Raw genomic sequence first — 22,361 nt, 5'->3', positions numbered from 1 at the left:
GGAGATGTCTCCGTCATCCCGACCAGGCGTCGTGCCCGATTTCGCAGATCACGGGCAGATCACTCGCACGGGTGGTTTCCGGTTCGTGATCTTCCCGGCGATCTTGGTCGCGCACCGCGACCTGCCCCGACCGCGGACCGGCCCGACCGCACCGCTCCCCTGGTCGGCCCAGCGGGTCAACCCGGTGGTGCGCGGCCCTCACCACCACCGCTGCGCGGCCGCGCTGGTCAACGCGAGCACCGCCGCCACGCGCACCCCGGCGCGCGCCAGCACGCGGGCGCACTCGGCGGCCGTCGCGCCGGTCGTCACCACGTCGTCGAGCAGCACCACCGGCGTGCCCGGCGGCGGCAGGCCCTCCGGCCGCGGCCGCACCCGGCCCGCGAGGTTCGCCCGCCGGGCGGCCGCCGCCAGCCCCACCGAGTCCCGCGTGCCCGCGGCCAGCTCCAGCGCGGGCGCCACCGCCACCGGCACCCCCTCCGCCGCCCGCACCGCGGCCGCCGCCCTGGCCAGCCGGACCACGTGCTCGCCGCCGCGCCGCCTGCTCGCCGACCGGCGGGACGGCGCGGGCACCAGCCACCAGGTGCCCCCGGCGTCCGCGCGCGCCTCGGGCACGGCGGCGAGCGCGGCGCCCAGCAGGCCACCCAGCCGACCGGCCAGGTCGTGCCGCCCGCGCTCCTTGAACGCCAGCACCAGCTCCCGCGGCGCGCCCTGGTACTCGGCCAGCGCGTACACCGGCCTGCCCGGCACGCGGACCCGGCGCGGGGCGGTGAACTCGGCGATGCACGCCGCGCAGCACGCCCCGGCCGCGCCGCAGCCCGCGCAGCGGGGCGGGAGCACCAGGTCCAGCAGTCCGGTCAGCATCCCGACAGGGTGCACCGGGACACCGACAATTCCTGCCCGCGTGGACCTCGGGGCCGGGCCCGGTAAATGCGTCGCCGGGGTGGGCGCGGTGGGTCTACTTTCCGGCCATGGCTGAGGTTGAGGGGACGTTCGACGAGAGGTTCGGGGCGGTGCGCGACGCGTTCGCCGCGTCGTTGGACAACGAGGATGTGGGGGCGTCGGTGGCGGTCGACGTCGGTGGGGAGCTGGTGGTCGACCTCTGGGGCGGGTACGCCGACGAGGCGCGCACGGTGCCGTGGGGGCAGGACACCATCGTCAACGTCTGGTCGTCGACCAAGCCGATGGCCGCGCTGTGCGTGCTGGTGCTGGCCGACCGGGGAGAGCTCGACCTGGACGCGCCGGTGGCCCGGTACTGGCCGGAGTTCGCGGCCGAGGACAAGGGCGGTGTGCTGGTGCGGCACGTCCTGTCGCACACCTCGGGCCTGCCGTCGTGGACCGAGCCGACGACGGTGCAGGAGCTGTACGACTGGGACCTCGTCACGGGCAGGCTGGCCGCGCAGCGGGCACGGGCCGAACCGGGGACGGAAGCCTGCTACCACTCGGTGACCCAGGGGTACCTGGTCGGCGAGCTCGTCCGCCGGGTCACCGGCCGCACCTGCGGCGAGTTCTTCGCCGAGGAGCTGGCGGGGCCGCTGGGCGCGGACTTCCACATCGGGCTGGCCGCCGAGCACGACCACCGGGTCGCGCCGGTCATCCCGCCGCCGGAGACGGCGCCGTGGACGAACGACGCCGGGATCGAGCCGAACCCGCTGGTGCCGCCGGAGGTGGCGAACACGCCGGAGTGGCGGCGGGCCGAGATCCCGTCCGCGGGCGGTCACGGCAACGCGCGCTCGATGGCCCGCGTGCAGTCGGTGCTGGCGTGCGGCGGCGAGGTGCGCGGCGTGCGGCTGCTCTCCGAGGCGGGCTGCCGGCGGGTGCGGGAGGTGCAGTACGAGGGGCTCGACCTGGTGCTCGGCACCACCGTGCGCTGGGGTCTTGGCTACGGCGTCAACGGCGCCACCTGCTCCTGGGGCGGGTGGGGCGGCTCGATGGTGCTGGTCGACCTCGACGCCCGGATGACCGTGGCGTTCGCGATGAACCAGATGCTCGACAAGGGCTCGCTCGGCGACGAGCGGGCGCTCGGGCTCGTGATGGCCGCCTACGGGGCGCTGGCCGAGCAGTAGCGCGGGTGGCCGCCGGGGTCCGGCGGCCACCCCGCTAGCCGGGGTAGAAGACGAACGCGCCGGAGTCGGGCTTGACCTGGCTGCCGCGCCACACGTCGCCGACCTCGGTCGCGCTCCACAGGCCGGTGTGGTCGACGGCCATGACCGGGCGGCCGGGGGCGGCGGCGACGGACGTGACCGGGGCGGTCAGGTTCGAGGTGTTGTAGCGGTCCAGCTTCAGGCCGTCGATGTTGACCCGCACGACCGGGTTGGTCGACAGCGACGTGCTGGCCACCAGCACGTCCTGGGCCAGCCAGTCGACCGAGAGCACGTTGTTACCGAGCAGGCCCGACTGGAGCTTCTGGGGCGCGCGCAGCGCGGGCGCGGAGTCCTCGCCGCGCACCACGGACGCGACGATCAGGGTCCCGTCGATCACGCAGGCGACCCTGGTGCCGTCCCTGGACAGCCGCATCTCGGTGATCGGCCCGAACGGGGCCAGGTCCGCGGCGTTGACCGGGTTCGCGCTCAGCGCCCCGCCCTCGGACCGCACGACGCGCACGACGTTCGTGCCGTCGAGGACCGTCCACACCTCGGTGCCGGGCTGGCCGACCGTGCTGCCGAGCAGCCACGTCGGCCGGGTCATCGTCCTGGCCAGCGACTCGCCCTCGCGCAACGGCTCCGCGGTCGGTCCGACGCGCAGCCGCACGGAGTCCGGGCCGACCCTGCTCACCACGGCCAGCTGCGAGCCGTCCAACGACTGCGCGCCGCTCACCACGTTGTACTCGCCAGTGCCCGCAGGCCCCTTCACCTGCTCGCCGTCGGCCAGCGAGAGCAGCTTGCCGCCGCTGGCGACCATCCCGCGCTCCTCGGCGGTCGGCGTGATCAGCGCCTCGCCGGACTGCACGTCGGAGGGCCGCCAGTCCTTCAGCTCCGAGGAGATCACGGCGCCGTCGAGCAGCACCCGGACCCGGCTGCTGGTCACGCCCGCGAGCGAGCGCACGACCTGGGCGGCGATCTTCTTGCGGGCCGTGGGGCTGGGGTCGCCGAGCCTGGTGAGGTCGACCTCCAGCGCCCCGTCGTCGGCCTCCCTGGTGTCCTTGTTGATGCCCGCGTCCGGCCCCAGCTCGCTGAACAGCGCGCCGCGCATCCGGCTCGACGGGCCCTTCACCAGCAGCTCGGTGACCCGCTGCGGGATGCCGCTGGCGGGCGGCACGACGACGAACCGCGGGTCGGGCACCAGGACGTTGCGGTCCTTGTTGTAGAAGAACAGCGTGACCCGCTGGTAGTTGCGCTGGAAGTCGGCGATCGCCACGTAGACGCCCGCGGGCGGCTCGGAGATGCGCCACTGCCCCTTGTCGTCGCGCTGCACCCGCACCGGCACGTTGAGGTCGCCGGACTGCTGCTGGAACGAGCTGTCCTCGGTGTCCAGCCTGCCGACGTTGCGGCCCTGGAGGATGACCGTCCGCTCCTTGGCGTCCGCGGGCAGGTCGCTGTCGCCGGGGGTGGGCACGGTGCCGAAGATGTTGTCGATGATCGTCGGCGTGCCCTTGGTGTCCCACGTCTTGCGGGCCTCGGGCGTGAGGTAGGCCTTCGCCGCCGCGTAGTCGCCCTCGGGGCTGGCCGAGGCCACGACGAACTCGCGCACGAGGTTCAGCGCGTCGAGGTCCTTCTCCGGCTCGGGCGCCTCCACGGAGGCCTGCCGCGAGGCCGACGGGCTCAGCGGCTTCGGGTTGGTCTGGGTCGGGATCGCCGCGCACCCCGCCAGTGCGAGCAGCACGACCAGCAGCGGCAGCACCCGTCGACGCGCGGTCACCCGACCTCCTCCCGCTCGGACGACTCGATCCCGCCGACCGGTTCGGCGGGCTGCCAGGTGAACTCGGACTTCGGCGCCTCGACCTCCTCGGGCGAGGTCTCCGGCTCCTCGGCGACGGCCTCGATGACCGGCAGGTCCTCGGGCCGCAGCGGCAGGGGGCTGGTGGTGATCTCGTGGCCGTGCGTGCACGGCAGGGTCAGCCGGAACACCGCGCCGTAGCCGCGTTCGCCCCAGGCCTCCAGCCAGCCGCCGTGCAGCCGGGCGTCCTCCAGGCTGATCGACAGGCCGAGGCCGGTGCCGCCGGTGCGCCGGTTGCGCGACGGGTCCGCGCGCCAGAACCGGTTGAACACCAGCTCCGCCTCGCCCGCGCGCAGGCCGACGCCGTGGTCCCGGACGGTGACCGCGACGGCGTTGCCGTCGCCGCGCACGGTCAGCTCGACCGGCAGGCCCTCGCCGTGGTCGACCGCGTTGGCCAGCAGGTTGCGCAGGATCCGCTCGACGCGGCGGGAGTCCAGCTCGGCGGTGACCTCGTGGTCGGGCATGTCCATGACGATCGTGGTGCCGTTGCCGGTGGCGATGGCGCGGACGGCGTCACGCGCCCGCCGGGCGAGCACCCGGACGTCCACCGGGTCCGCCGCCAGCTCCTCGACGCCCGCGTCGAGCTTGCTGATCTCCAGCAGGTCGCCGAGCAGCGACTCGAACCGGTCCAGCTCGTCGACCAGCAGCTCGGTGGACCTGGCCAGGCCGCCGGGGAACTGCTCGCGCGAGGCGTGCAGCACGTCGGCCGCCATCCGGACGGTGGTCAGCGGGGTGCGCAGCTCGTGCGACACGTCGGAGGTGAACCGGCGCTGGAGCTGGCCGAAGTCCTCCAGCTGCTGGATCTGCTCCTGGATGCTCTCGGCCATCTCGTTGTAGGACTGGGCGAGCCTGGCCACGTCGTCCTCCCCGACCACGATCATCCGCTCGTCGAGGCTGCCGTCGGCGAACCGCTCCGCGACCTCGGCGGCCTGCCGGACCGGGCGGACGACCTGCCTGGTCACCAGGTTCGCGATCACCGCGAGCAGCAGGAGCAGGACGAGGCCGCCGACGACGAGGGTGTTCTGCACGACCGCGGCGGTGGCCTGCTCGCTGGTCAGCGGGAACAGCAGGTAGAGCTGCATGGCGCGGGCGGAGCTGTTGACCGGGATGCCGACCACGAGCAGCGTCGTGCGGCCCGTCTCGCGGTCCACGGTGGTGATCTGGCTGCCGGAGAAGCCCGCCTGCACCATCTTCGCCAGCCCGGCGGGCACGTCCTGGATGGGGCCGACCGTCGTGGGCCTGCCGTCCGCGCCGTTGTTGCCCGCGTCGTCGAACACCGGCTCGAAGGCACCGGCGCCCGAGCTCGCCACGTCCTGGCCCGAGCTGGCGGTGTTGATCTTGTTGACCGCGCTGAGGAAGCGCGTGCGCACGCTGTCCGGACCGGGGTTGAGCCCAAGCAGGTCCGGCTGGACCACGGCGGCGCTGGCCTTGGCCTGCTGGATCGCCGCGTTCGTCTTGGTCTCGAGCAGCTGGTTGGTTATCTGCATCTGGAGCACCATGCCCAGCACGAAGACGACGGCCGAGGACAGCGCGAGGGTGCTCACCACCACCCGCAGCTGCAACGACCGCCGCCACAGCTCGCCGAACGCGAGCCACCGCTTGCGCGCCTGCTCCACACCGGTCCGCAGCCTGCGGACGACGGGGCGGAGCAGCCGCGTGCGCCAGGTCATCCCCGGTACTCCCGCGGTGTCACGGCGGACCGGCCTTGTACCCGACGCCGCGGACGGTCAGCACGACCTCCGGGTGCTCCGGGTCCCGCTCCACCTTCGACCGCAGGCGCTGGACGTGCACGTTGACCAGGCGGGTGTCGGCCGCGTGCCGGTAGCCCCACACCTGTTCGAGCAGCACCTCCCTGGTGAACACCTGGCGCGGCTTGCGCGCCAGCGCCACCAGCAGGTCGAACTCCAGCGGCGTGAGCTGGATCGGCCTGCCCTCCCTCAACACCTCGTGACCGGGGACGTCGATGCTCAGGTCACCGATCGCCAGCGTCTCCGCGGGCTCGTTCTCGGTGCGCCTGAGCCGCGCCCGGATCCGCGCGACCAGCTCCTTCGGCTTGAACGGCTTGACCACGTAGTCGTCCGCGCCGGACTCGAGGCCCAGCACCACGTCCACGGTGTCGCTCTTCGCCGTCAGCATCACGATCGGTACGCCCGACTCCGAGCGGATCGCCTTGCAGACGTCGATGCCGTTCATGCCCGGCAGCATGAGGTCGAGCAGGACCAGGTCTGGCTTGAGCTCGCGCAGCGCGGGCAGTGCCCGAGCGCCGTCGGCCACAACCGCGGTGTCGAACCCCTCGCCCCTCAGGACGATGGTCAGCATCTCCGCCAACGCGGGGTCGTCGTCCACCACCAGCACACGTGCCTTCATGCCGAACATCGTCGCACTGACGGCCTGCCGTTCGCGCACCGCCCAGCGATCATCGCTGCTGGTCGTCGCGCGGGTTCGATCCGTAACCAGCTGATGCTGTCGTTCCACCAGGCCACCTCGCCCTGTCAGAGCCGCTGCGCGGTTGTCTGGAACTAATACGCGGTGCGCTCACTTTTCGTTACGGAAACTACCGTTTCAGCCGAAAAAACCCACTCGGACGGCCTAGGGCGGCGTCTCGACACCGCTCGGACGGGGTGCACGGAGGGTGACCGCTAGCGGCAGAAGAGGCGATCGAGAAGAGCCGAGATCTTCACGTCCGACGTGTCGTCGAGCACTTCCCACGGGCCGAGCCACCCGCTTGTGGCGAGCCCGTCGTAGACCTCCGCGCACCGCTGCTGGAGATCGCGGTCGGCCTCGTACAGGTCCCGCGCGCGGTCGGCCTCGGTCTGCTCGCGGCGCGCGGCGCGGTCGGCGGCGACGGCCGTGGGGACCCGCAGCAGCAACTGGAGGTCCGGCGACGGGAGTCCGAAGCGGTCCGCCTCCAGCGCCCGCACCCACTCGACGAACCGGCCGCCCGCGTCCTCGTGCAGCCGGGCCGCGCCGTAGGCGGCGTTGGACGCCACGTACCGGTCCAGCAGGACCACGTCGTGGGTGGCGAGGTCGGCCCGGATCGCGGTCGCGGCACCCTGCCGGTCCAGCGCGTAGAGCACGGCCATCGCGTACACGGAGTCGGTGAGGTCGCCCAGCCTGCCGTGCAGGGCCTCCCGCACGAGGTCCGCGTGCACGCTCTCGCCGTAGCGGGGGAACGCGCGGCTCGTCACCCGCGCCCCCCGTTCGACCAGCTGCCTGGTCAGCACCCCGGCCAAGGTGCGCTTGCCCGACCCGTCCAACCCCTCGATCACCACCAGCTTTCCCACGCCGGCCACCTTAGAGGGGGATCGGCTGGTTCACCGTGAGGTACGTCCGATCGAGTTCCAGAGCAAGCCTGTAACCCACATGGGTGAAACAGGATCTTCCGGTCACCGGATCGAGTGACTACGGTGAACCAACACTTCGGCGTGCGGAAGGTGGTGCCGCGGTGACCGCGGACTTCGGGCACGCCGGTCCGGCTGACGAGCCGACCGGCCCCCCGATCGGAGGACTGCCCGCCTCACTGGCCGAAACGCTGCGCTACGGGCCGTTCCACCGGGCACTGCGCGACGCCATCGCGCACCGGGGGCTGTCGCTCGCCCGGCTGCGCGCGCACATCGAGCAGCTCGGCGTGCAGGTCGGCCAGTCGACCCTGAGCTACTGGCAACGCGGCCTGCGCCACCCCGAGGTGCCCAGGGCGATCCCGACCGTGCGCGCGCTGGAGACCGTGCTGAAGCTGCCGCCGGACTCGCTGATCGCGCTGATCGGCCCCCGGCAGCCGCCGCACGCCCAGCGGCCCTCGCCCGCCGGGTTCGCCGAGCTGGCGTCGGCGTGGGCGGACACCGCGCCGCTGCTGGCCGAGTTCGACGCCATCCCCGAGTCCAGCCGGTCCAACGCCGACCTGGAGATGCTCAGCGTGCACGACGCCATCCTGATCGGCGGCAGGCACGAGCAGCGGGCCGTGACGACCCGGCTGGTCGTGCGGGCGCTGCGCGGCGGGCCGGACCGGTACCTGGCCGTGCACCAGGGCGACGAGGGCTGCCGGATAGACGAGGCCACCATCCGGCCGGGTGAGGGGTGCCGCCAGGGGCGGCTGCGCAGGCAGGCGGCGTCGCGCGGGATGGCCGTGGAGCTGCTGTTCGACCGCAGGCTCGCCGAGGGCGAGGAGCACGTCTTCAGCTACACCGTCGTGGACGAGACCGGCGGTCCCACCCCCGGTCACCACCGCACGTTCCGCGACCCGTGCCCGAGCTACCTCGTGCAGATGGGCTTCCACCGGCGCGCGCTGCCCGCCCGGTGCACCAAGCAGTTCCGCAGCGGCCTGCTCGCCACCCCCGTCGACGTCGACGAGCTGGTCTGCGGCCTGGGCGGCGTCGTCAGCGCCTACTTCTCCGATGTCGGCCCCGGCACCGCCGGCGTCTCCGTGGAGTGGAGCTAGCGGAACCCCGGCGTGAGGCCGCGCCGGTGGGTCGGTTCCCATTTCCTTCGCCCCCAGGGCGACGGAGTCTCCCCGGGGGCGAAGAAAATCGGTGCCGACGTGCCGACTCGAAGCGGCCGAGCCGGAGTCCGCGGAGCAGCGACCATCAATACCGGTAGTGGTCGCTCTTGTAGGGGCCTTCGACGTCGACGTCGATGTACTCGGCCTGTTCCTTGGTGAGCTTGGTGAGCTCGCCACCCAGCGCCGCGAGGTGGATGCGCGCCACCTTCTCGTCGTGGACCTTGGGCAGGCGGTACACCTCCTTGTCGTACTCCTGGTGCTTGGTGAACAGCTCGATCTGCGCGATCACCTGGTTGGAGAAGGAGTTCGACATCACGAAGCTCGGGTGGCCGGTGGCGTTGCCCAGGTTGAGCAGGCGGCCCTCGGACAGCACGATGATCGACTTGCCGGTGGGGAAGACCCACTCGTCGACCTGCGGCTTGATGTTGACCTTCTTGACGCCGGGGTAGCGGGACAGGCCCGCCATGTCCAGCTCGTTGTCGAAGTGGCCGATGTTGCCGAGGATCGACTGGTGCTTCATCGACGCCATGTGCTCGGCGGTGACGACGTCCTTGTTTCCGGTCGTCGTGATGACGATGTCGGCGACGTCGAGCACCGACTCGAGGCGCTTGACGTCGTAGCCGTCCATCGCCGCCTGGAGGGCGCAGATCGGGTCGATCTCGGTGATGATCACGCGGGCGCCCTGGCCGCGCAGCGACTCCGCCGCGCCCTTGCCGACGTCGCCGTAACCGCAGACCACGGCCACCTTGCCGCCGATGAGGACGTCGGTGCCGCGGTTGATGCCGTCGATCAGCGAGTGCCGGATGCCGTAGCGGTTGTCGAACTTCGACTTGGTGACCGCGTCGTTGACGTTGATCGCCGGGAACAGCAGCGTGCCCGCCGCGGCCAGCTGGTAGAGCCGCATGACGCCGGTGGTGGTCTCCTCGGTCACGCCGCGGATGCCCTCGGCGATCTTGGTCCACTTCGAGGAGTCCGCCGCGAGGGAGTCGCGCAGCGTCTGGAGCACGACCTTCCACTCGTCCGAGTCGTTCTCGTCGTCGGCGGGGACGACTCCGGCCTTCTCGTACTGGACGCCGTTGTGGACGAGCATCGTGGCGTCGCAGCCGTCGTCCAGGATCATGTTCGGCCCGCCGTCGGGCCAGGTCAGCATCTTCTCGGTGGCCCACCAGTACTCGGGGAGGGTCTCACCCTTCCAGGCGAACACCGGGACGCCCTTGGGCTCCTCCGGGGTGCCGTGCGGGCCGATCACGACGGCCGCGGCGGCGTGGTCCTGGGTGGAGAAGATGTTGCACGACGCCCAGCGGACCTCGGCGCCCAGCGAGACGAGCGTCTCGATGAGGACGGCGGTCTGCACGGTCATGTGCAGGGAGCCCGACACGCGGGCGCCCTTGAGCGGGTAGACCTCGGCGTACTCGCGACGCAGGGCCATCAGGCCGGGCATCTCGTGCTCGGCGAGCCGGATCTCCTTGCGGCCGAACTCGGCGAGCGAGAGATCGGCAACGGCGAAGTCCAGCCCGTTGCGTGTTTGGAGCCTCGCGGCCTCGATGTCGGCGGTCATTCGCAGTTCCCTCCACGGCAGCACTAACGGGTCAATCGACCCTACCGCCGCCACGCCGGGCCGGTCCGTTCGCCGTGATCGGGTGGCCGATGGCCCACTATGGCGGTTCGACCTCACCACGCGGAGCTGCAGTAAGGATCGACCATGCTCATTCCAGGCCCCGACACACGGGTCGTCGAGTTGCGGGTGCACGGCGTGCAGGGCACGACCCCGCAATCGCTCGTGGACGCGGTGGCCGCGGTGGACGTGGCCGGTGACGGGCTCGGCCGGATCGTGCGGCCTGCGGACCGGCTGCGCAGGCCGGGGCCGGGGCCGGTGCTGCAGGCCGAGGGCCGTCCGATCACCCGCGTGGTCGAGGGGTACCTGTGGGGCGCGATGACGTCCGGCGGCTGGTCGAAGGCGACCTGGGCGGTGCTGTTCCCGTTCAGCCTGGCGAACGTGGCGCACTGGATGCTGCCGCCGGTGCCGGAGCGCAGCACGGCCGCGCACCTGCTCGGCATCGGGCTGCGGTCGCTGCTGCGGCTGGCCGCGCTGCTGCTCACCGTGCTGCTCGTGGCGCAGACGGCGGTCGTGACGCTGGACCTGTTCGCCGCGCAGTGCCTCGCGCCGGGGTCGGCGTGCCTGGCCGACGTGGTGCCTGCCTCGGTGCGCGCGGTGCCGTGGGTGCGGGCGGGTGTCGGGCTCGCCCCGATCGCACTGCTGATCCTCGTGCTGGCTCGGCTGTCCACTGTGGACTGGCGGATCGACCGGCCGGAACCCCTCGACGCCGAGGGGGAACCCACGATGACGGGTTTGCCCGGCACGCACATCGCCACCGACCCGGACACGCCGGCGCTGCGCTCGCTGCACATCGTCGCGGCGCTCGGCGCGATCACCGTGATCGCGCTCGGCGGACCGCTCGGACCGCTGGTCGCGCCCGGTTCGCAGGGGATGGCGATCACGGCCGCGTGGGCGCTCGGACTGCTGCTGATCGGCGTCGCCGCGCTCGGCACGATGCTGCTGGACGACCCGACCGGCGGGGCCCCGCACCGCGGCGGACGCTGGCTGCGCGCCGCGCTCGGCCGCCGCCCGCGGCAGGTCCTGGTGGCCCTCGCCACGGTGTTGTTCCTGCTCGCCGCGTGCCTGCTCGACCGGCTGCCGCCGCGGATGCCCGGCGTCGACGTCGGCGTGCAGGTCCTCGCCGCGCTGCTGGTGCTGGTGTGCGCGCTGCTCGGCCTCCTGCTCGCCCCCGCCGCGCTGCTGGCCCGCCGCACCTGGTCCTCGCTCCCCCGCGAGCTGCGGCCGTGGGCGGGCGGCTGGATGGCGGCGCCGGTCCTGGTCGTCGCCGGGCTGCTCGGCGGCGGGTTCGGCGCGGGCGTCGCGCTGACCACCCGGTGGCTGCTCGGCGGGAACCTGCCGCTGCCCATCGGCTACGGCTACATCACCCTGCTCTGGGGCGTGGCCGGGGTGCTCGGGCTGCTGGCGGGCGCCGTGATCGCCGCGACCACGGGCATGGTCCGGTGGAGCTCGCTGCGCCGCGGCAAGGAGTGGGCGCGCGAGGCGTCGCTGCTGCACTCGGGGCGGGCGCGGGACATCAAGCAGGCGTCACGGGCGTGGTGGTGGGCCCGCTGGGAGCGCAACCACAGCCACCACGTGCTGCTGGTCGTCGCGGCGGTGCTGGTCGCGGGGGCGATCCCGGCCACCGCGCTGCGGTTGCGGCAGATCGAGCCCGCGGCGTGGACCAGGCCGTTCTCGACGTTCGGGGTGCTGGTGCTGGGACTGCTCGCGGTGACGCTGCTGCGGGCGGTGTGGTTGGCGGCCCGGCGACCGCAGTCCGGGCGGAGGCTCGGGATCATGGCGGACATCGCGTCGTTCTGGCCCCGTGAGGCGCATCCGGTGGTGCCGCCGTGCTACGCGTTGAAGGTGGTGCCGGAGCTGGTCGCGCGGACGCGTGAGCACCTGCGGGACCGGGGGACTCGCGTCGTGCTGACGGGGCACAGCCAGGGGAGCTTGCTGGTGGCCGTCGCCGCGGCACGGTTGTTGGAGGTCCTGCCGCCGGAGGATCGGGAGCGGGTGGGGTTGCTGACGGCCGGGTCGCAGTTGCAGTGGGCGTACCCGAGGGCGTTTCCCGCCGTGGTGCCGCACAGTTCGTTGGCGGCGTTGGCCGGGGGGTTGGACGGGCGGTGGAGGGCGCTCTGCCGTGGCACGGATCCGCTTGGGGGTGCTGTGACCACCTGGGGGAGGCAGGTGTTCGACGGGATGTTGCTGGGGGTCGGGTACCTGCCAGACGGGACGGAGGGGGCGTTGCCGCCTGCGTTGAGGGGGCCGAACGGGGCGCTGGTGCTGGGAGGGGACCACTGGTTGCCGGATCCGCAGAGGGGGCCTTTTCCGGGGCGGCGGTGGGCGTCGGGGGTGTGCGGGCACGCGGACTACACGTCGGACCCGGAGTGGGATCGGGCTGTGGCCATCGCGGCGGGGTTGACGAGGGCGGACTCGGTGGAGGAGGGGGGTGGGGGGTTCACGCCTTCGCTGCCGATGGCGCGGAGGGGGATGCCGGTGTTTCAGCCTGTTCGGCCGCAGGAGGTGGAGAGGTCGGAGTAAGGGCTTCGGTTCGGGGCGTCCCAGCAGTGGCGAGGTTCGGTTCGGGCCCTCCCACCTGGTGGTGTTCAGCTCCGGTCCTCTTGCCGTGCGAGGCCCTGTTTCGACCCTCTCACCCCGTGAGTCCGGCTCTTGCTCCTCCCACCCCTGGGAAGCCCAGCCCCCGGCGCGCGATTGTCTCAATGCTTGATCTTGCTTGTCAAGACGGTGAAGCTGTCTTGACAAGCAAGATCAAGCAGGAGGGCGCTGTGGATCGGGGGCAGAGGGGAGGTCTGGCTTCGCCAGCATCAGGCTTCGCCTGACTCGAGCATCCTCGGCTTCGCCGTCGGACAGGGCATCCTCGCTGCGCATCGGACAAGGCATCGGCTGGCGCCGACGAGGCCCCAGGCGCTCCGCGCCGGATGCGCGCTGGCGGGCTGCGCCCAACGGGGTGGGGTGCGTGGGTGGGGGGGTGGGTGGGTGGGTGGGTGCTTTCTGTTGTTCTTAAGGGCGTTTGCCCCAGAGGCGCCAGGCGCGGGGGCTTTCTGGTTTGTGGTGGCTGTGGGCTTCGGCGAAGCGGAGGCGGATGCGGGCGCCGCCTAGGCGGCCGCGTTCTACGTGGATGGTGCCGCCGGTGCTTTCGACGGCGGCGCGGGCGATGTCGAGGCCTAGGCCGGTGGAGCCGCGGCCGCTGGCGCCGCGGAGCAGTGCTGCTTCGGGGTCGGCTACGCCGGGGCCGGCGTCGTCTACGACGAGGGTGATCCAGCCGGCGTGGTGGACGACCGCGACACCGACCTCTGTGGACGGTGGGGTGTGGTGGAAGACGTTGTCCATCAAAGCGTCCACGACCGCACTGAGACCTTCCGCGGAGAGTTCTACCGGGGTTGGTTCGTAGGGGAGGTCGACTTCGCAGGGGCGGCCCTGGTCGTCGGCGTAGGCGGTCCAGAAGACCATGCGGGAGCGGACCACGGCGCCGACGTCGCAGGTGTTGGAGAAGTCGCCGGGTGTGTGGTGGACGGACTGGATGATGCGGTCGACGTCGTGCTCCATGCTCGTGACGGCGCGGCGGATGCGTTCGGCGACCGGGCCCGAGCCGATGGACTCGGCGTCGAGGCGCAGAGCGGTCAACGGGGTGCGGAGGCGGTGGGAGACGTCGGCGATCATCTCCCGCTCCTTCGCCAACAACCTGCCGGTGCGGTCGGCGGCGGCGTTGATGGCGTCGGCCAGGGCCACCAGCTCGGCCGGGCCGGTGAGGCGGATGCGGACGTTGACGTCGTGGCGGCTGATCTCCTCGGCGGTGTCGGAGAGCACGCGGACCGCGTCGAGGGCGGGGGCGACCATGCGGCGGCCGAGTGCGACGGCGGCGGTGGTGGCGAGGCAGGCGAGGGTGAGCAGGAGGGTGATCTCCAGGACGAGGGCGCGGGTCACGACCGGGGTGGGGGCGGTGATGGAGACGGTGGCGGTACCGCCGGAGGGCAGCGGCACCCGCCTGCCGTCGGACAGGTCGGGGTCGTCGCCGCCGACGCCGAGGGTGCGGCCGTCGGGGAGGTGGACGGCGAGCCTGCCCTCGGAGCCGGCGGTGGTGCGGGCCAGTGCGGCGCGGAGGGCGTCGGCGTCGGTCGTGACCGACAGGACCGCGGCGATGGTGGACTGCTCGGCGGCGTCGGCGGTGCGGGCCCGGTCCCCCGCGGCCACCGCGGTCAGCACGACGGCGACGACCAGCACGAGCACCGCCGCCAGGGTCGCGGCCACGGCCAGGGCCCTGGTGACCAGGGTTCTCATTCCGGCGCCGACAACTTGAGGCCGACACCTCGCACGGTGTGCAGGTACTTGGGGTCGGCGGCGGTCTCGCCGAGCTTGCGGCGCAGCCAGGACGCGTGCACGTCGATCGTCTTGTCGTCACCCACGTGCGGGTGCCCCCACACCGCCTGGATCAGCTCGCGCCGGGTGATCACCCGCGACGGCCGCCGCGCCAGGTAGGCCAGCAGGTCGAACTCCCGCCTGCTCAACGCCAGCACCCGACCGTCCAGCCGGGCCTCGCGCTGCCCGACGTCCACCCGCAGGTCCCCCACCACCAGCACGTCCCCGGAACCCGGCTTCGGGCGGTCGGCGCCGGTGCGGCGCAGCAGCGCGTTGATCCGGGCGGCCAGGTGCTCGCTGGAGAACGGTTTCACCACGTAGTCGTCCGCGCCCGCGTCCAGCGCCGACACGATCGAGCTCTCGGCGCCGCGGGCGGTCGCGACGATCACCGGCACGTTGCTGACCCCGCGCAGCATCCGCAGCGCGGCCACCCCGTCGAGGTCCGGCAGGCCGAGGTCGAGCAGCACCAGGTCGATCTCCTGGTTCGCCGCCTCCCGCAGCGCGGCCACCGCGGTGCCCACCGCCTGCACCACGTGCCCCAGCTCGGTGAGCGCGTGCACCAGCGCGGCTTGGACAACCGGGTCGTCCTCGACCAGGAGCACCTTCGACATACGGCAACAGTAGGCACGGAACGGCGTGCCGAGCGAGTGCCGATGCGGTGACGCCATTACACGGGGGTTGCGGACTTATCGCGATTGTGCCGACGCCTTAACGCTCCCTTAGGCGAGTGCCGCCTACGGTCTTCGCACCGGGGCCGTCGTGCCCCGGATCACAGCGGCAGGGCTTGGTCGCCTGCGAGGAGATGGTCGTGGCAGAAGTCGTTCTGACCGGGCTGGGCAAGGTGTACGGCGACGGCACGCGCGCCGTCGACGACCTCAACCTTGAGATCCGCGACGGGGAGTTCCTGGTGCTCGTCGGCCCTTCCGGCTGCGGGAAGACCACCGCGCTGCGGATGATCGCGGGCCTGGAGCACATCAGCGAGGGCACGATCCACATCGGCGAGAAGGTGGTCAACGGCGTGCCGTCGCGCGACCGCGACGTGGCGATGGTCTTCCAGTCCTACGCGCTCTACCCGCACCTCAACGTCCGCGAGAACATCGGGTTCGGGCTTTCGCTGCGCAAGCTTCCCAAGAAGGAGATCGAACGCCGGGTGCGCGAGGTCGCGGAGGTCCTGGAACTGCAGGAGCACCTCGACCGCAAGCCTCGCGCCCTGTCCGGCGGCCAGCGGCAGCGCGTCGCCATGGGCCGCGCGATCGTGCGCGAGCCGCAGGTCTTCCTGATGGACGAGCCGCTGTCGAACCTCGACGCCAAGCTGCGGGTCCAGATGCGGGCCCAGATCGCCAGGGTGCAGCGCGACCTCGGCGTCACGACGGTGTACGTGACGCACGACCAGACCGAGGCCATGACGCTGGGCGACCGGGTCGCGGTGATGAAACGCGGTGTCCTGCAACAGGTCGGGCCGCCGCAGGAGCTCTACGACCGGCCGGTCAACCTGTTCGTCGCGGGCTTCATCGGCTCACCCGGCATGAACCTCGTGACCACCCGCCTCGACCGCGACGCCGAGGGCCGGTACTGGGTCGCGCTGAACTCCGACGCGCTGCTGCTGCCGGAAAGCGTTCTGCACCAACGGCCCGCGCTCGCCGACCACGTCGGCGAGGACGTCGTGCTGGGCATCCGCCCGGAGGACATGGAGGACGTCGCGCTGGCCGACGCCCAGGAGGGCCAGCTCCTGCACTCGGTCGCCGACCTCGTCGAGGCCATGGGCTCCGACGTGCTGGTGCACTTCCCGATCGACGCCGAGCCGGTCGTCACCGAGGACACGAAGGAGCTCGCGCTGGACGCGGGCACCGAGGACCTGCCGTCGCTGACCAAGGGGCGGGACACGGTCATGGTCGGCCGGTTCAGCCCGCGCACCCGCATCTACGAGGGCCAGCCGGTCGCGGCCTGGGTCGACACGTCGCGGCTGCACTTCTTCGACCCGGAGACCGGGTCGTCCATCTGGAACAGGTCAGGAGATCAGCGATGAGGCTGAACAGGTTGTCCGGCGCGCTCGCCGCCGCCGCGGTGGTCGGCGCGGCGGCCGCGTGCTCGTCCGGCGGGACCGGCGCACCCGCGGGCACCTCCGCGACGGGGACCGACCTCAAGGGCCAGACCGTCGAGGTCATCGGCCCGTGGACCAGCGACGAGCAGAAGCACTTCGAGGAGGTGCTGGCCGCCTTCAAGGCGAAGACCGGTGCCGAGGTCACCTACACGCCCGCGGGCGACGAGCTCCCGACCCTGCTGCAGACCAGGCTCCAGGGCGGCGCACCGCCCAGCGTCGCCATGGTCGCCCAACCCGGCCTGCTGGCCCAGCTCGCCAAGGCCGGGTCGCTCAAGCCCTTGTCCGCCGAGGTCGTGAAGGCCGTCGAGGACCACAACGCGCCGATCTGGAAGAGCCTCGGCAGCGTCGACGGGCAGCTCTACGGCGTGTACTTCAAGGCGGCCAACAAGTCCGCGGTCTGGTACAGCCAGAAGGCGTTCGACGTGGTCGGCGCGAAGCCGCCCGCCACGTGGGAGGAGTTCATCAGCACCGGCAAGTCCGTCGTCGACACCGGCCAGGCCGCGGTGTCCGTCGCGGGCGCCGACGGCTGGACGCTCACCGACTGGTTCGAGAACGTCTACCTGCGCAGCGCGGGCCCGGAGAACTACGACAAGCTGAGCAAGCACGAGATCCCGTGGACCGACCCCTCGGTCAAGAAGGCGCTCGAGGTGCTGGGCCAGCTGTTCGGCGACCAGCGGCTGATCGCGGGCGGTGCCCCCGGCGCGCTGCAGACCGAGTTCCCCAAGTCCGTCATCAACGTCTTCGACGACCAGCCCAAGGCGGCGATGGTGTTCGAGGCCGACTTCGTCGCGGGCGTGATCACCGCGAACACCAAGGCGAAGGTCGGCGAGGACGCCAAGTTCTTCCCGTTCCCGTCGGTCGGCGGCAGCAAGCCCGCGGTCGTGGCGGGCGGTGACGTCGCCGTGGCGCTCAAGGACGACGCGGCCACCAAGGAGCTCATGAGGTTCCTGGCCTCGCCGGAGGCAGGCACCGTGTGGGCCGAGCTCGGCGGCTACCTGTCCCCCAACAAGGACATCGCCCCCGACTCCTACCCCGACGACGTGACCCGCGAGCTGGCCGGGCAGCTCGTCGACGCCGGCGACAACGTGCGGTTCGACATGTCCGACCTCGCCCCGTCCGCCTTCGGCGGCACCAAGGGCGGCGGCGAGTGGAAGGACCTCCAGGACTTCCTGGCCACCCCGGCCGACCTCGACGGCGCGCTGGCCCGCCTCGAGGCCGACGCGGCCAAGTCGTTCGGGAAGTGAGATGAGCGTTCCCGACACCGACGCCGCGGGCGCTCCCGGTGCCCGCGGCGTCGGGCGGCGGCGCGGGCACCAGGTCGTCGACGACCCGTCCACGGGGCGGTCGCCGAGGCTGGCGGCGCTGTTCCTGCTGCCCGCCGCGCTCGTGCTGACGGCGCTGGTGCTCTACCCGCTGGTGTACTCGGTGGTCCGCAGCTTCTTCGACCGCTCCGGCGACGAGTTCGTCGGCGTGGGCAACTACGTCGACACGTTCACCGACCGCCGCACGCTGACCGCGTTCAAGAACAACGTGATCTGGGTCGTGGTGGCGCCGGTCGCGGTCACCGGGCTCGGGCTGGTCCTCGCCGTGCTCACCGAGCGGATCAGGTGGGCGACCGCGTTCCGGCTCGTGCTGTTCATGCCCATGGCGATCTCGCTGTTCGCCTCCGGCATCATCTTCCGGCTGGTGTACGACGAGGACCCGGACCAGGGCGTCGTGAACGCGGCCGTGGTCGGCGTGCACGACCTGTTCTCGCCGTCGTCGTCCTACCCCGGTGCCCACCCGCGCGACGGGGCGCCGTTCACCGCGACACCGGAGGGTTTCGCGAGCACCGGGACGTTCCGGACCGGTAGCGCGGTCACCGTGCCGCTGGTGGGTTTCGCGCCCGCCCAGGTTCCCGCCAACGCCGCCGCGGCCACCGCGCCGACGGCCGGTTCCGACGAGCTGCGAGGCGTGGTGTGGCTCGACGTCTCCGCGGGCGGGCGGCCGAACCAGCTCGACGGCGCGGAGAAGGGCCTCCCCCGGATCTCCGTCGAGGCCGTGCGGGACGGCGGGGTCGTCGGGCGCACCACCTCCGGTGACGACGGCCGGTTCACCTTCCCCGGTCTGCCCGCCGGGAGCTACCAGCTGCGGCTGCCCGCGGACAACTTCGAGCTGCCGTTCCGCGGCCTCACCTGGCTGGGGCCGTCGCTGATCACGCCGGTGATCATCTCGTCGTGGATCTGGATCATGACCGGGTTCGCGATCACGTTCATCGCGGCGGGGCTGTCCGCGATCCCGCGCGACGCGCTGGAGGCGGCCCGCGTCGACGGGGCCACCGAGATGCAGGTGTTCCGGCGCGTCACGGTCCCGCTGCTGATGCCGGTGCTGCTGGTGGTGTTCGTGACGCTGGTGATCAACGTGCTGAAGATCTTCGAGCTGGTGCTGGTCATCCCGCCCGGCTCGTCGCAGGAGGAGGCGAACGTGGTGGCGCTGCAGATGTGGCAGGTGTCCTTCGGCACCGGCGGCGACCAGGGCGTCGGCAGCGCGCTGGCGGTGCTGCTGTTCCTCCTCGTCGCCCCCGCGATGATCTTCAACATCCGCCGCTTCCGCCGGGAGCGGTCATGACCGCCGCGACCGCGCCGGAGCGGGTCCGGATCGTGGAGGTCGCGGTGTCCGGGTCACCGCGTCGAGGCCTGCTCTCCCGGCTGGTCGGCAGGCTCGGCGACGGCACCGTGCAGGTGGCGCTGGCGGTCGTCGCGCTGTTCTGGCTCATGCCGGTGTTCGGGCTGCTGGTGTCGTCGTTCCGCGACGAGACCGACAACAACGCGGGTGGCTGGTGGACGGTCTTCACCAAGCCCGCGCAGCTGACCCTGGAGAACTACGAGGGCCTGGCGGCGAACGAGACGGTGCTGAGGTCCTTCCTCAACACCGTCCTGATCACCGTGCCGTCGACCGTCCTGGTCGTCGTCATCTCGGCGCTCGCCGCGTACGCCCTGTCGTGGATCGAGTTCCCTGGCCGCGGCTGGGTCACGACGGTCGTCGTCGGCCTGCTCGTGATGCCGGTCCAGGTCGCGCTGATCCCGGTCGCGAAGCTCTTCGGCGCGCTGGGCCTGTTCGGCACGATCACCGGTGTGGTGCTGTTCCACGTGGCGTTCGGGCTGCCGTTCGCGATCTTCCTGCTGCGCAACTTCTTCACCGGCATCCCGCGCGACCTCGTCGAGGCCGCCCGGATGGACGGCGCGCGCGAGTGGCTGATCTTCGCGAAGGTGGTGCTGCCCATCGGGAAGCCCGCCATCGCGTCGCTGGCGATCTTCGAGTTCCTGTGGGTGTGGAACGACCTGCTGGTGGCGCTGGTGTTCGCCGACCAGGACTCCGCGCCCATCACGGTCGTGCTGCGCGGCCAGCTGCGCCAGTTCGGCACCAACATCGACCTGCTGTCCTCCGGCGCGTTCCTGTCGATGGTCGTGCCGCTGGGCGTGTTCCTGGCGTTCCAGCGGTACTTCGTCCAGGGCGTGCTGGCGGGGTCGACCAAGTAGGCCAGCAGGTCGGTCACCGGCGGCCGCGAACTTCCCCCCTGAGCGGTCGCCGGGACCACCTGTCCGAGAGCACGAGCGGGTCGCACCGGTGAAAACCCCACCCCTGACCGGTGCGACCCGCTCCTGCTGTCACCCGCTCCAGGCGTTCTCGACCACGGGCGAGCGGTCGCGCAGCGGCTCCCACCACGCCCGGTTGTCGGCGTACCAGCGGACCGTCTCCCGCATGCCCTTCTCGAACGTGATCATCGGCTCCCAGCCCAGCTCGCGGGTGATCTTCGTCGAGTCCAGCAGGTACCGCCGGTCGTGGCCGGGCCGGTCCGGCACCTCCTGCTTGAGGTCCGGCGAGAGCCCCAGCTCGTCGAGCACCAGGTCCGCCAGCCGTTCCACGCTCGCCTCGACGCCCGTGCCCACGTGGTAGGTGTCGCCGACCCGGCCGCGGTCCAGCACCGCCTCGATCGCCCGCACGTGGTCCAGCGCGTGGATCCACTCGCGCCGGTTGTCCTTGGACGTGTAGACCGGCAGCGGCTGCCCGTCCAGCGCGCGGGTCGTGAACAGCGGCAGCACCTTCTCCGGGAACTGGTGCGAGCCGTAGTTGTTGGCGCAGTTGGTGATCGTCACCGGCAGCCCGAACGTCTCGTGGTAGGCCCTGACCGCGTGGTCGGCCCCGGCCTTGCTCGCGTTGTACGGCGTGCGCGGCCGGTACGGCGAGTCCTCGGTGAACGCGTGCTCCGCGTCCAGCGCCAGGTCCCCGTACACCTCGCACGTCGACACGTGGTGGAACCGGGCCACCCCGACCTGCCGCGCGGCCTCCAGCAGTCCTTGCGTCCCCAGCACGTTCGTCCGGAAGAACCGGCCGGGGTCCAGCACGGCCAGGCTGTTGTGCGACTCGGCCGCGAAGTTCACCACCACGTCCACCCGGTGGTCCCGCAGCACCTGCTCGGCGTCCGCGATGTCCCCGTGCACGAACGAGATCCGCTCGCGCACGTCCGCGAGGTTCGCCTCGGTGCCCGCGTAGGTCAGCGCGTCCAGCGCCACCACCTTGTCCTCCGGGTGCTCGTGCACCCAGTGCCGCACGAAGTGCGAGCCGATGAACCCGGCCGCCCCGGTCACGAGGAGAGTCGTCATGGCCACGACGCTACCGGCGCAGCCACTCCTCCGGCGCGTCCACGAACTCGTCCAGCGCCTCCTCGGTGCGCGCCCGCACCCACGCCCACTGCCGGTCGTGCGCCCGCACCAGCACGTCCGGGCCGACGAACCACCGCGTCTCCGTCGACCCCGCCGGGTAGTCCGGCAGCGGCAGCCGAGTCCCCCACCGCTCCAGCGCCGCCGCGTCGTCCTCGTCCAGCTCCATGCTCGCGGCCAGGTCCTCCGGCTCGAACAGCGACTCGCTGAGCACCATCTCCACGCAGGCGACCGAGAACCGGTCCAGCCACGCGGTCTTCGGGTCGGCCGCGGGGTCGGCCAGGCTCATCCACATCGTGACGGGCGGGTCGTCCTGGTCCAGGGCCTCCAGCGGCACGCCCCAGTGGGCGACCCACTGGTTCTCCTCGCGGAAGACGAGCATCCCGTGGTCGACGAAGAGCTTCTCGGGCGCCAGCAACCGGTCCTGGTTGGACGTCAGGTCCGGCCGCCGCCCGAACAGCAGGTAGGCCTCGCGGACCGCCCGCGGCAACTTCACGCCGAGCCTCGCCTCGGCCGCGTCCAGCTCGTCGTTCCCGGTGCCGTCGGTGTCGGTCAGCGGTGCCGACCAGGCTTCGGCGAACTCGCGGACGAAGGTCCAGGCGGCTTCGCGGTCGTGCAGGGCTTGGGCCAGGCGCGCGGCCAGGTCGGGCTGCATGGCGGGATCCTACGGAAACGGCGTGGACGCGGTGGGCCCGGTATTCGTCTTCGTGATCGTCGGCCCGAAGAGGACCCGCACCCGGACATCCCGCCGGTAACGCGGTGCGGCCCACCGCCGACAAGGTCGGCGCCCACCCAACCCCCACCCCCGAAGGTCGACACCGCGGATGGCCGATTCCAAGATCGATCGAGAGCACGCCGACACCGTCCGGACCGCCGACCCCACCGAGCACCGGCAGGTCGATCCGGGGACCTCGGCCGAGCTCGAGGCGTTGCGGGCGCTGATCGTCCGGGCGGTCGAGGCGCACGACCTCGACCGCCCGGACGGGACGCGGCTGGTGGCCGAGGTCGAGGCCGCGCTGACCGCGCCGCACCTCGCCGTCGTCCGCGGCAGGCTGGACGCCGCGAAGGACATCGCCGCGCGCATCCCGGTCAGCCAGGTCGTCGCGGCGATCGACGGCATCACCTCCGGGATGGAGGGCTGAACCACGACGGGTGCGG

The 22,361-nt window shown here is 72.1% G+C and carries 18 protein-coding genes; 8 read left to right on the top strand and 10 right to left on the bottom strand.

The features are described from left to right. Nucleotides 1-198: 198 nt before the first annotated feature. Entirely contained in the window at nucleotides 199-861 is a 663-nt protein-coding gene (locus CLV43_RS48460; protein WP_106187381.1) for a ComF family protein, read from the bottom strand. A gap of 107 nt (nucleotides 862-968) precedes the next feature. Here CLV43_RS48460 and CLV43_RS13220 point away from each other — a divergent pair, with 107 nt between their 5' ends. Further along, a complete protein-coding gene (locus tag CLV43_RS13220) occupies nucleotides 969-2,063 on the top strand; it encodes a serine hydrolase domain-containing protein (protein WP_106187380.1) in 1,095 nt (364 codons plus the stop codon). 34 nt (nucleotides 2,064-2,097) lie between these two features. Here CLV43_RS13220 and CLV43_RS13215 read toward each other — a convergent pair whose 3' ends face one another. The 4 genes from CLV43_RS13215 to CLV43_RS13200 form a co-directional block, all read right to left on the bottom strand. Beyond that, nucleotides 2,098-3,855 (bottom strand): LpqB family beta-propeller domain-containing protein, encoded by a 1,758-nt coding sequence (locus CLV43_RS13215; protein WP_106187379.1) that lies wholly within the window; start codon nucleotides 3,853-3,855, stop codon nucleotides 2,098-2,100. Then, on the bottom strand, nucleotides 3,852-5,603 hold the full coding sequence (gene mtrB, locus CLV43_RS13210; RefSeq protein ID WP_106187378.1) for an MtrAB system histidine kinase MtrB: 1,752 nt from the start codon (nucleotides 5,601-5,603) through the stop codon (nucleotides 3,852-3,854). Before mtrB ends, CLV43_RS13215 begins: the two co-directional genes overlap by 4 nt. 19 nt (nucleotides 5,604-5,622) lie before the next feature. Continuing rightward, nucleotides 5,623-6,300 (bottom strand): MtrAB system response regulator MtrA, encoded by a 678-nt coding sequence (gene mtrA / locus CLV43_RS13205; RefSeq protein WP_106187587.1) that lies wholly within the window; start codon nucleotides 6,298-6,300, stop codon nucleotides 5,623-5,625. 272 nt (nucleotides 6,301-6,572) lie between these two features. Further along, nucleotides 6,573-7,217 carry a dTMP kinase gene (locus CLV43_RS13200; RefSeq protein ID WP_211304340.1) on the bottom strand — a complete coding sequence of 215 codons (645 nt, stop codon included), beginning with the start codon at nucleotides 7,215-7,217 and terminating at the stop codon, nucleotides 6,573-6,575. 161 nt (nucleotides 7,218-7,378) lie between these two features. On the opposite strand from CLV43_RS13200, the gene CLV43_RS13195 reads away from it, so the two are divergent. Then, nucleotides 7,379-8,368: a hypothetical protein gene (locus CLV43_RS13195; protein ID WP_106187377.1), complete on the top strand. Its 990-nt coding sequence runs from the start codon at nucleotides 7,379-7,381 to the stop codon at nucleotides 8,366-8,368. A 145-nt stretch (nucleotides 8,369-8,513) separates the two neighbouring features. Here the strand turns inward: CLV43_RS13195 and ahcY are convergent, their stop codons facing one another. Further along, complete coding sequence (gene ahcY, locus CLV43_RS13190) at nucleotides 8,514-9,986, bottom strand: adenosylhomocysteinase (RefSeq protein ID WP_106187376.1); 1,473 nt, start codon at nucleotides 9,984-9,986, stop codon at nucleotides 8,514-8,516. 144 nt (nucleotides 9,987-10,130) lie between these two features. Here ahcY and CLV43_RS13185 point away from each other — a divergent pair, with 144 nt between their 5' ends. Further along, nucleotides 10,131-12,566 carry a hypothetical protein gene (locus CLV43_RS13185; protein ID WP_106187375.1) on the top strand — a complete coding sequence of 812 codons (2,436 nt, stop codon included), beginning with the start codon at nucleotides 10,131-10,133 and terminating at the stop codon, nucleotides 12,564-12,566. Nucleotides 12,567-13,046: 480 nt separating this feature from the next. Here the strand turns inward: CLV43_RS13185 and CLV43_RS13180 are convergent, their stop codons facing one another. Continuing rightward, nucleotides 13,047-14,324, bottom strand: coding sequence for a sensor histidine kinase (locus tag CLV43_RS13180; protein ID WP_106187374.1), 1,278 nt, complete (start codon nucleotides 14,322-14,324; stop codon nucleotides 13,047-13,049). Then, nucleotides 14,321-15,013, bottom strand: coding sequence for a response regulator transcription factor (locus CLV43_RS13175; protein WP_106187373.1), 693 nt, complete (start codon nucleotides 15,011-15,013; stop codon nucleotides 14,321-14,323). The genes CLV43_RS13180 and CLV43_RS13175 overlap by 4 nt, the downstream gene beginning before the upstream one ends. A 197-nt stretch (nucleotides 15,014-15,210) precedes the next feature. Here CLV43_RS13175 and CLV43_RS13170 point away from each other — a divergent pair, with 197 nt between their 5' ends. The 4 genes from CLV43_RS13170 to CLV43_RS13155 are packed head-to-tail and all read left to right on the top strand — an operon-like array spanning nucleotide 15,211 to nucleotide 20,021. Then, nucleotides 15,211-16,428, top strand: coding sequence for an ABC transporter ATP-binding protein (locus CLV43_RS13170; protein WP_170155823.1), 1,218 nt, complete (start codon nucleotides 15,211-15,213; stop codon nucleotides 16,426-16,428). Continuing rightward, nucleotides 16,425-17,747, top strand: coding sequence for an ABC transporter substrate-binding protein (locus tag CLV43_RS13165; protein ID WP_106187371.1), 1,323 nt, complete (start codon nucleotides 16,425-16,427; stop codon nucleotides 17,745-17,747). Before CLV43_RS13170 ends, CLV43_RS13165 begins: the two co-directional genes overlap by 4 nt. A 1-nt stretch (nucleotide 17,748) precedes the next feature. Then, nucleotides 17,749-19,110 (top strand): carbohydrate ABC transporter permease, encoded by a 1,362-nt coding sequence (locus CLV43_RS13160; RefSeq protein WP_106187370.1) that lies wholly within the window; start codon nucleotides 17,749-17,751, stop codon nucleotides 19,108-19,110. Further along, nucleotides 19,107-20,021 (top strand): carbohydrate ABC transporter permease, encoded by a 915-nt coding sequence (locus tag CLV43_RS13155; RefSeq protein WP_106187369.1) that lies wholly within the window; start codon nucleotides 19,107-19,109, stop codon nucleotides 20,019-20,021. The genes CLV43_RS13160 and CLV43_RS13155 overlap by 4 nt, the downstream gene beginning before the upstream one ends. A gap of 129 nt (nucleotides 20,022-20,150) precedes the next feature. Here CLV43_RS13155 and rfbB read toward each other — a convergent pair whose 3' ends face one another. Beyond that, on the bottom strand, nucleotides 20,151-21,146 hold the full coding sequence (gene rfbB, locus CLV43_RS13150; protein ID WP_106187368.1) for a dTDP-glucose 4,6-dehydratase: 996 nt from the start codon (nucleotides 21,144-21,146) through the stop codon (nucleotides 20,151-20,153). A gap of 10 nt (nucleotides 21,147-21,156) precedes the next feature. Continuing rightward, complete coding sequence (locus CLV43_RS13145) at nucleotides 21,157-21,858, bottom strand: hypothetical protein (protein ID WP_106187367.1); 702 nt, start codon at nucleotides 21,856-21,858, stop codon at nucleotides 21,157-21,159. A 169-nt stretch (nucleotides 21,859-22,027) separates the two neighbouring features. Here CLV43_RS13145 and CLV43_RS13140 point away from each other — a divergent pair, with 169 nt between their 5' ends. Beyond that, entirely contained in the window at nucleotides 22,028-22,345 is a 318-nt protein-coding gene (locus tag CLV43_RS13140; protein WP_106187366.1) for a hypothetical protein, read from the top strand. The last annotated feature ends 16 nt before the right edge of the window (nucleotides 22,346-22,361 follow it).

This window comes from Umezawaea tangerina, from assembly GCF_003002815.1.
Taxonomy (GTDB): Bacteria; Actinomycetota; Actinomycetes; order Mycobacteriales; family Pseudonocardiaceae; genus Umezawaea; species Umezawaea tangerina.
This window is presented reverse-complemented; position numbering and strand designations above follow the sequence as displayed.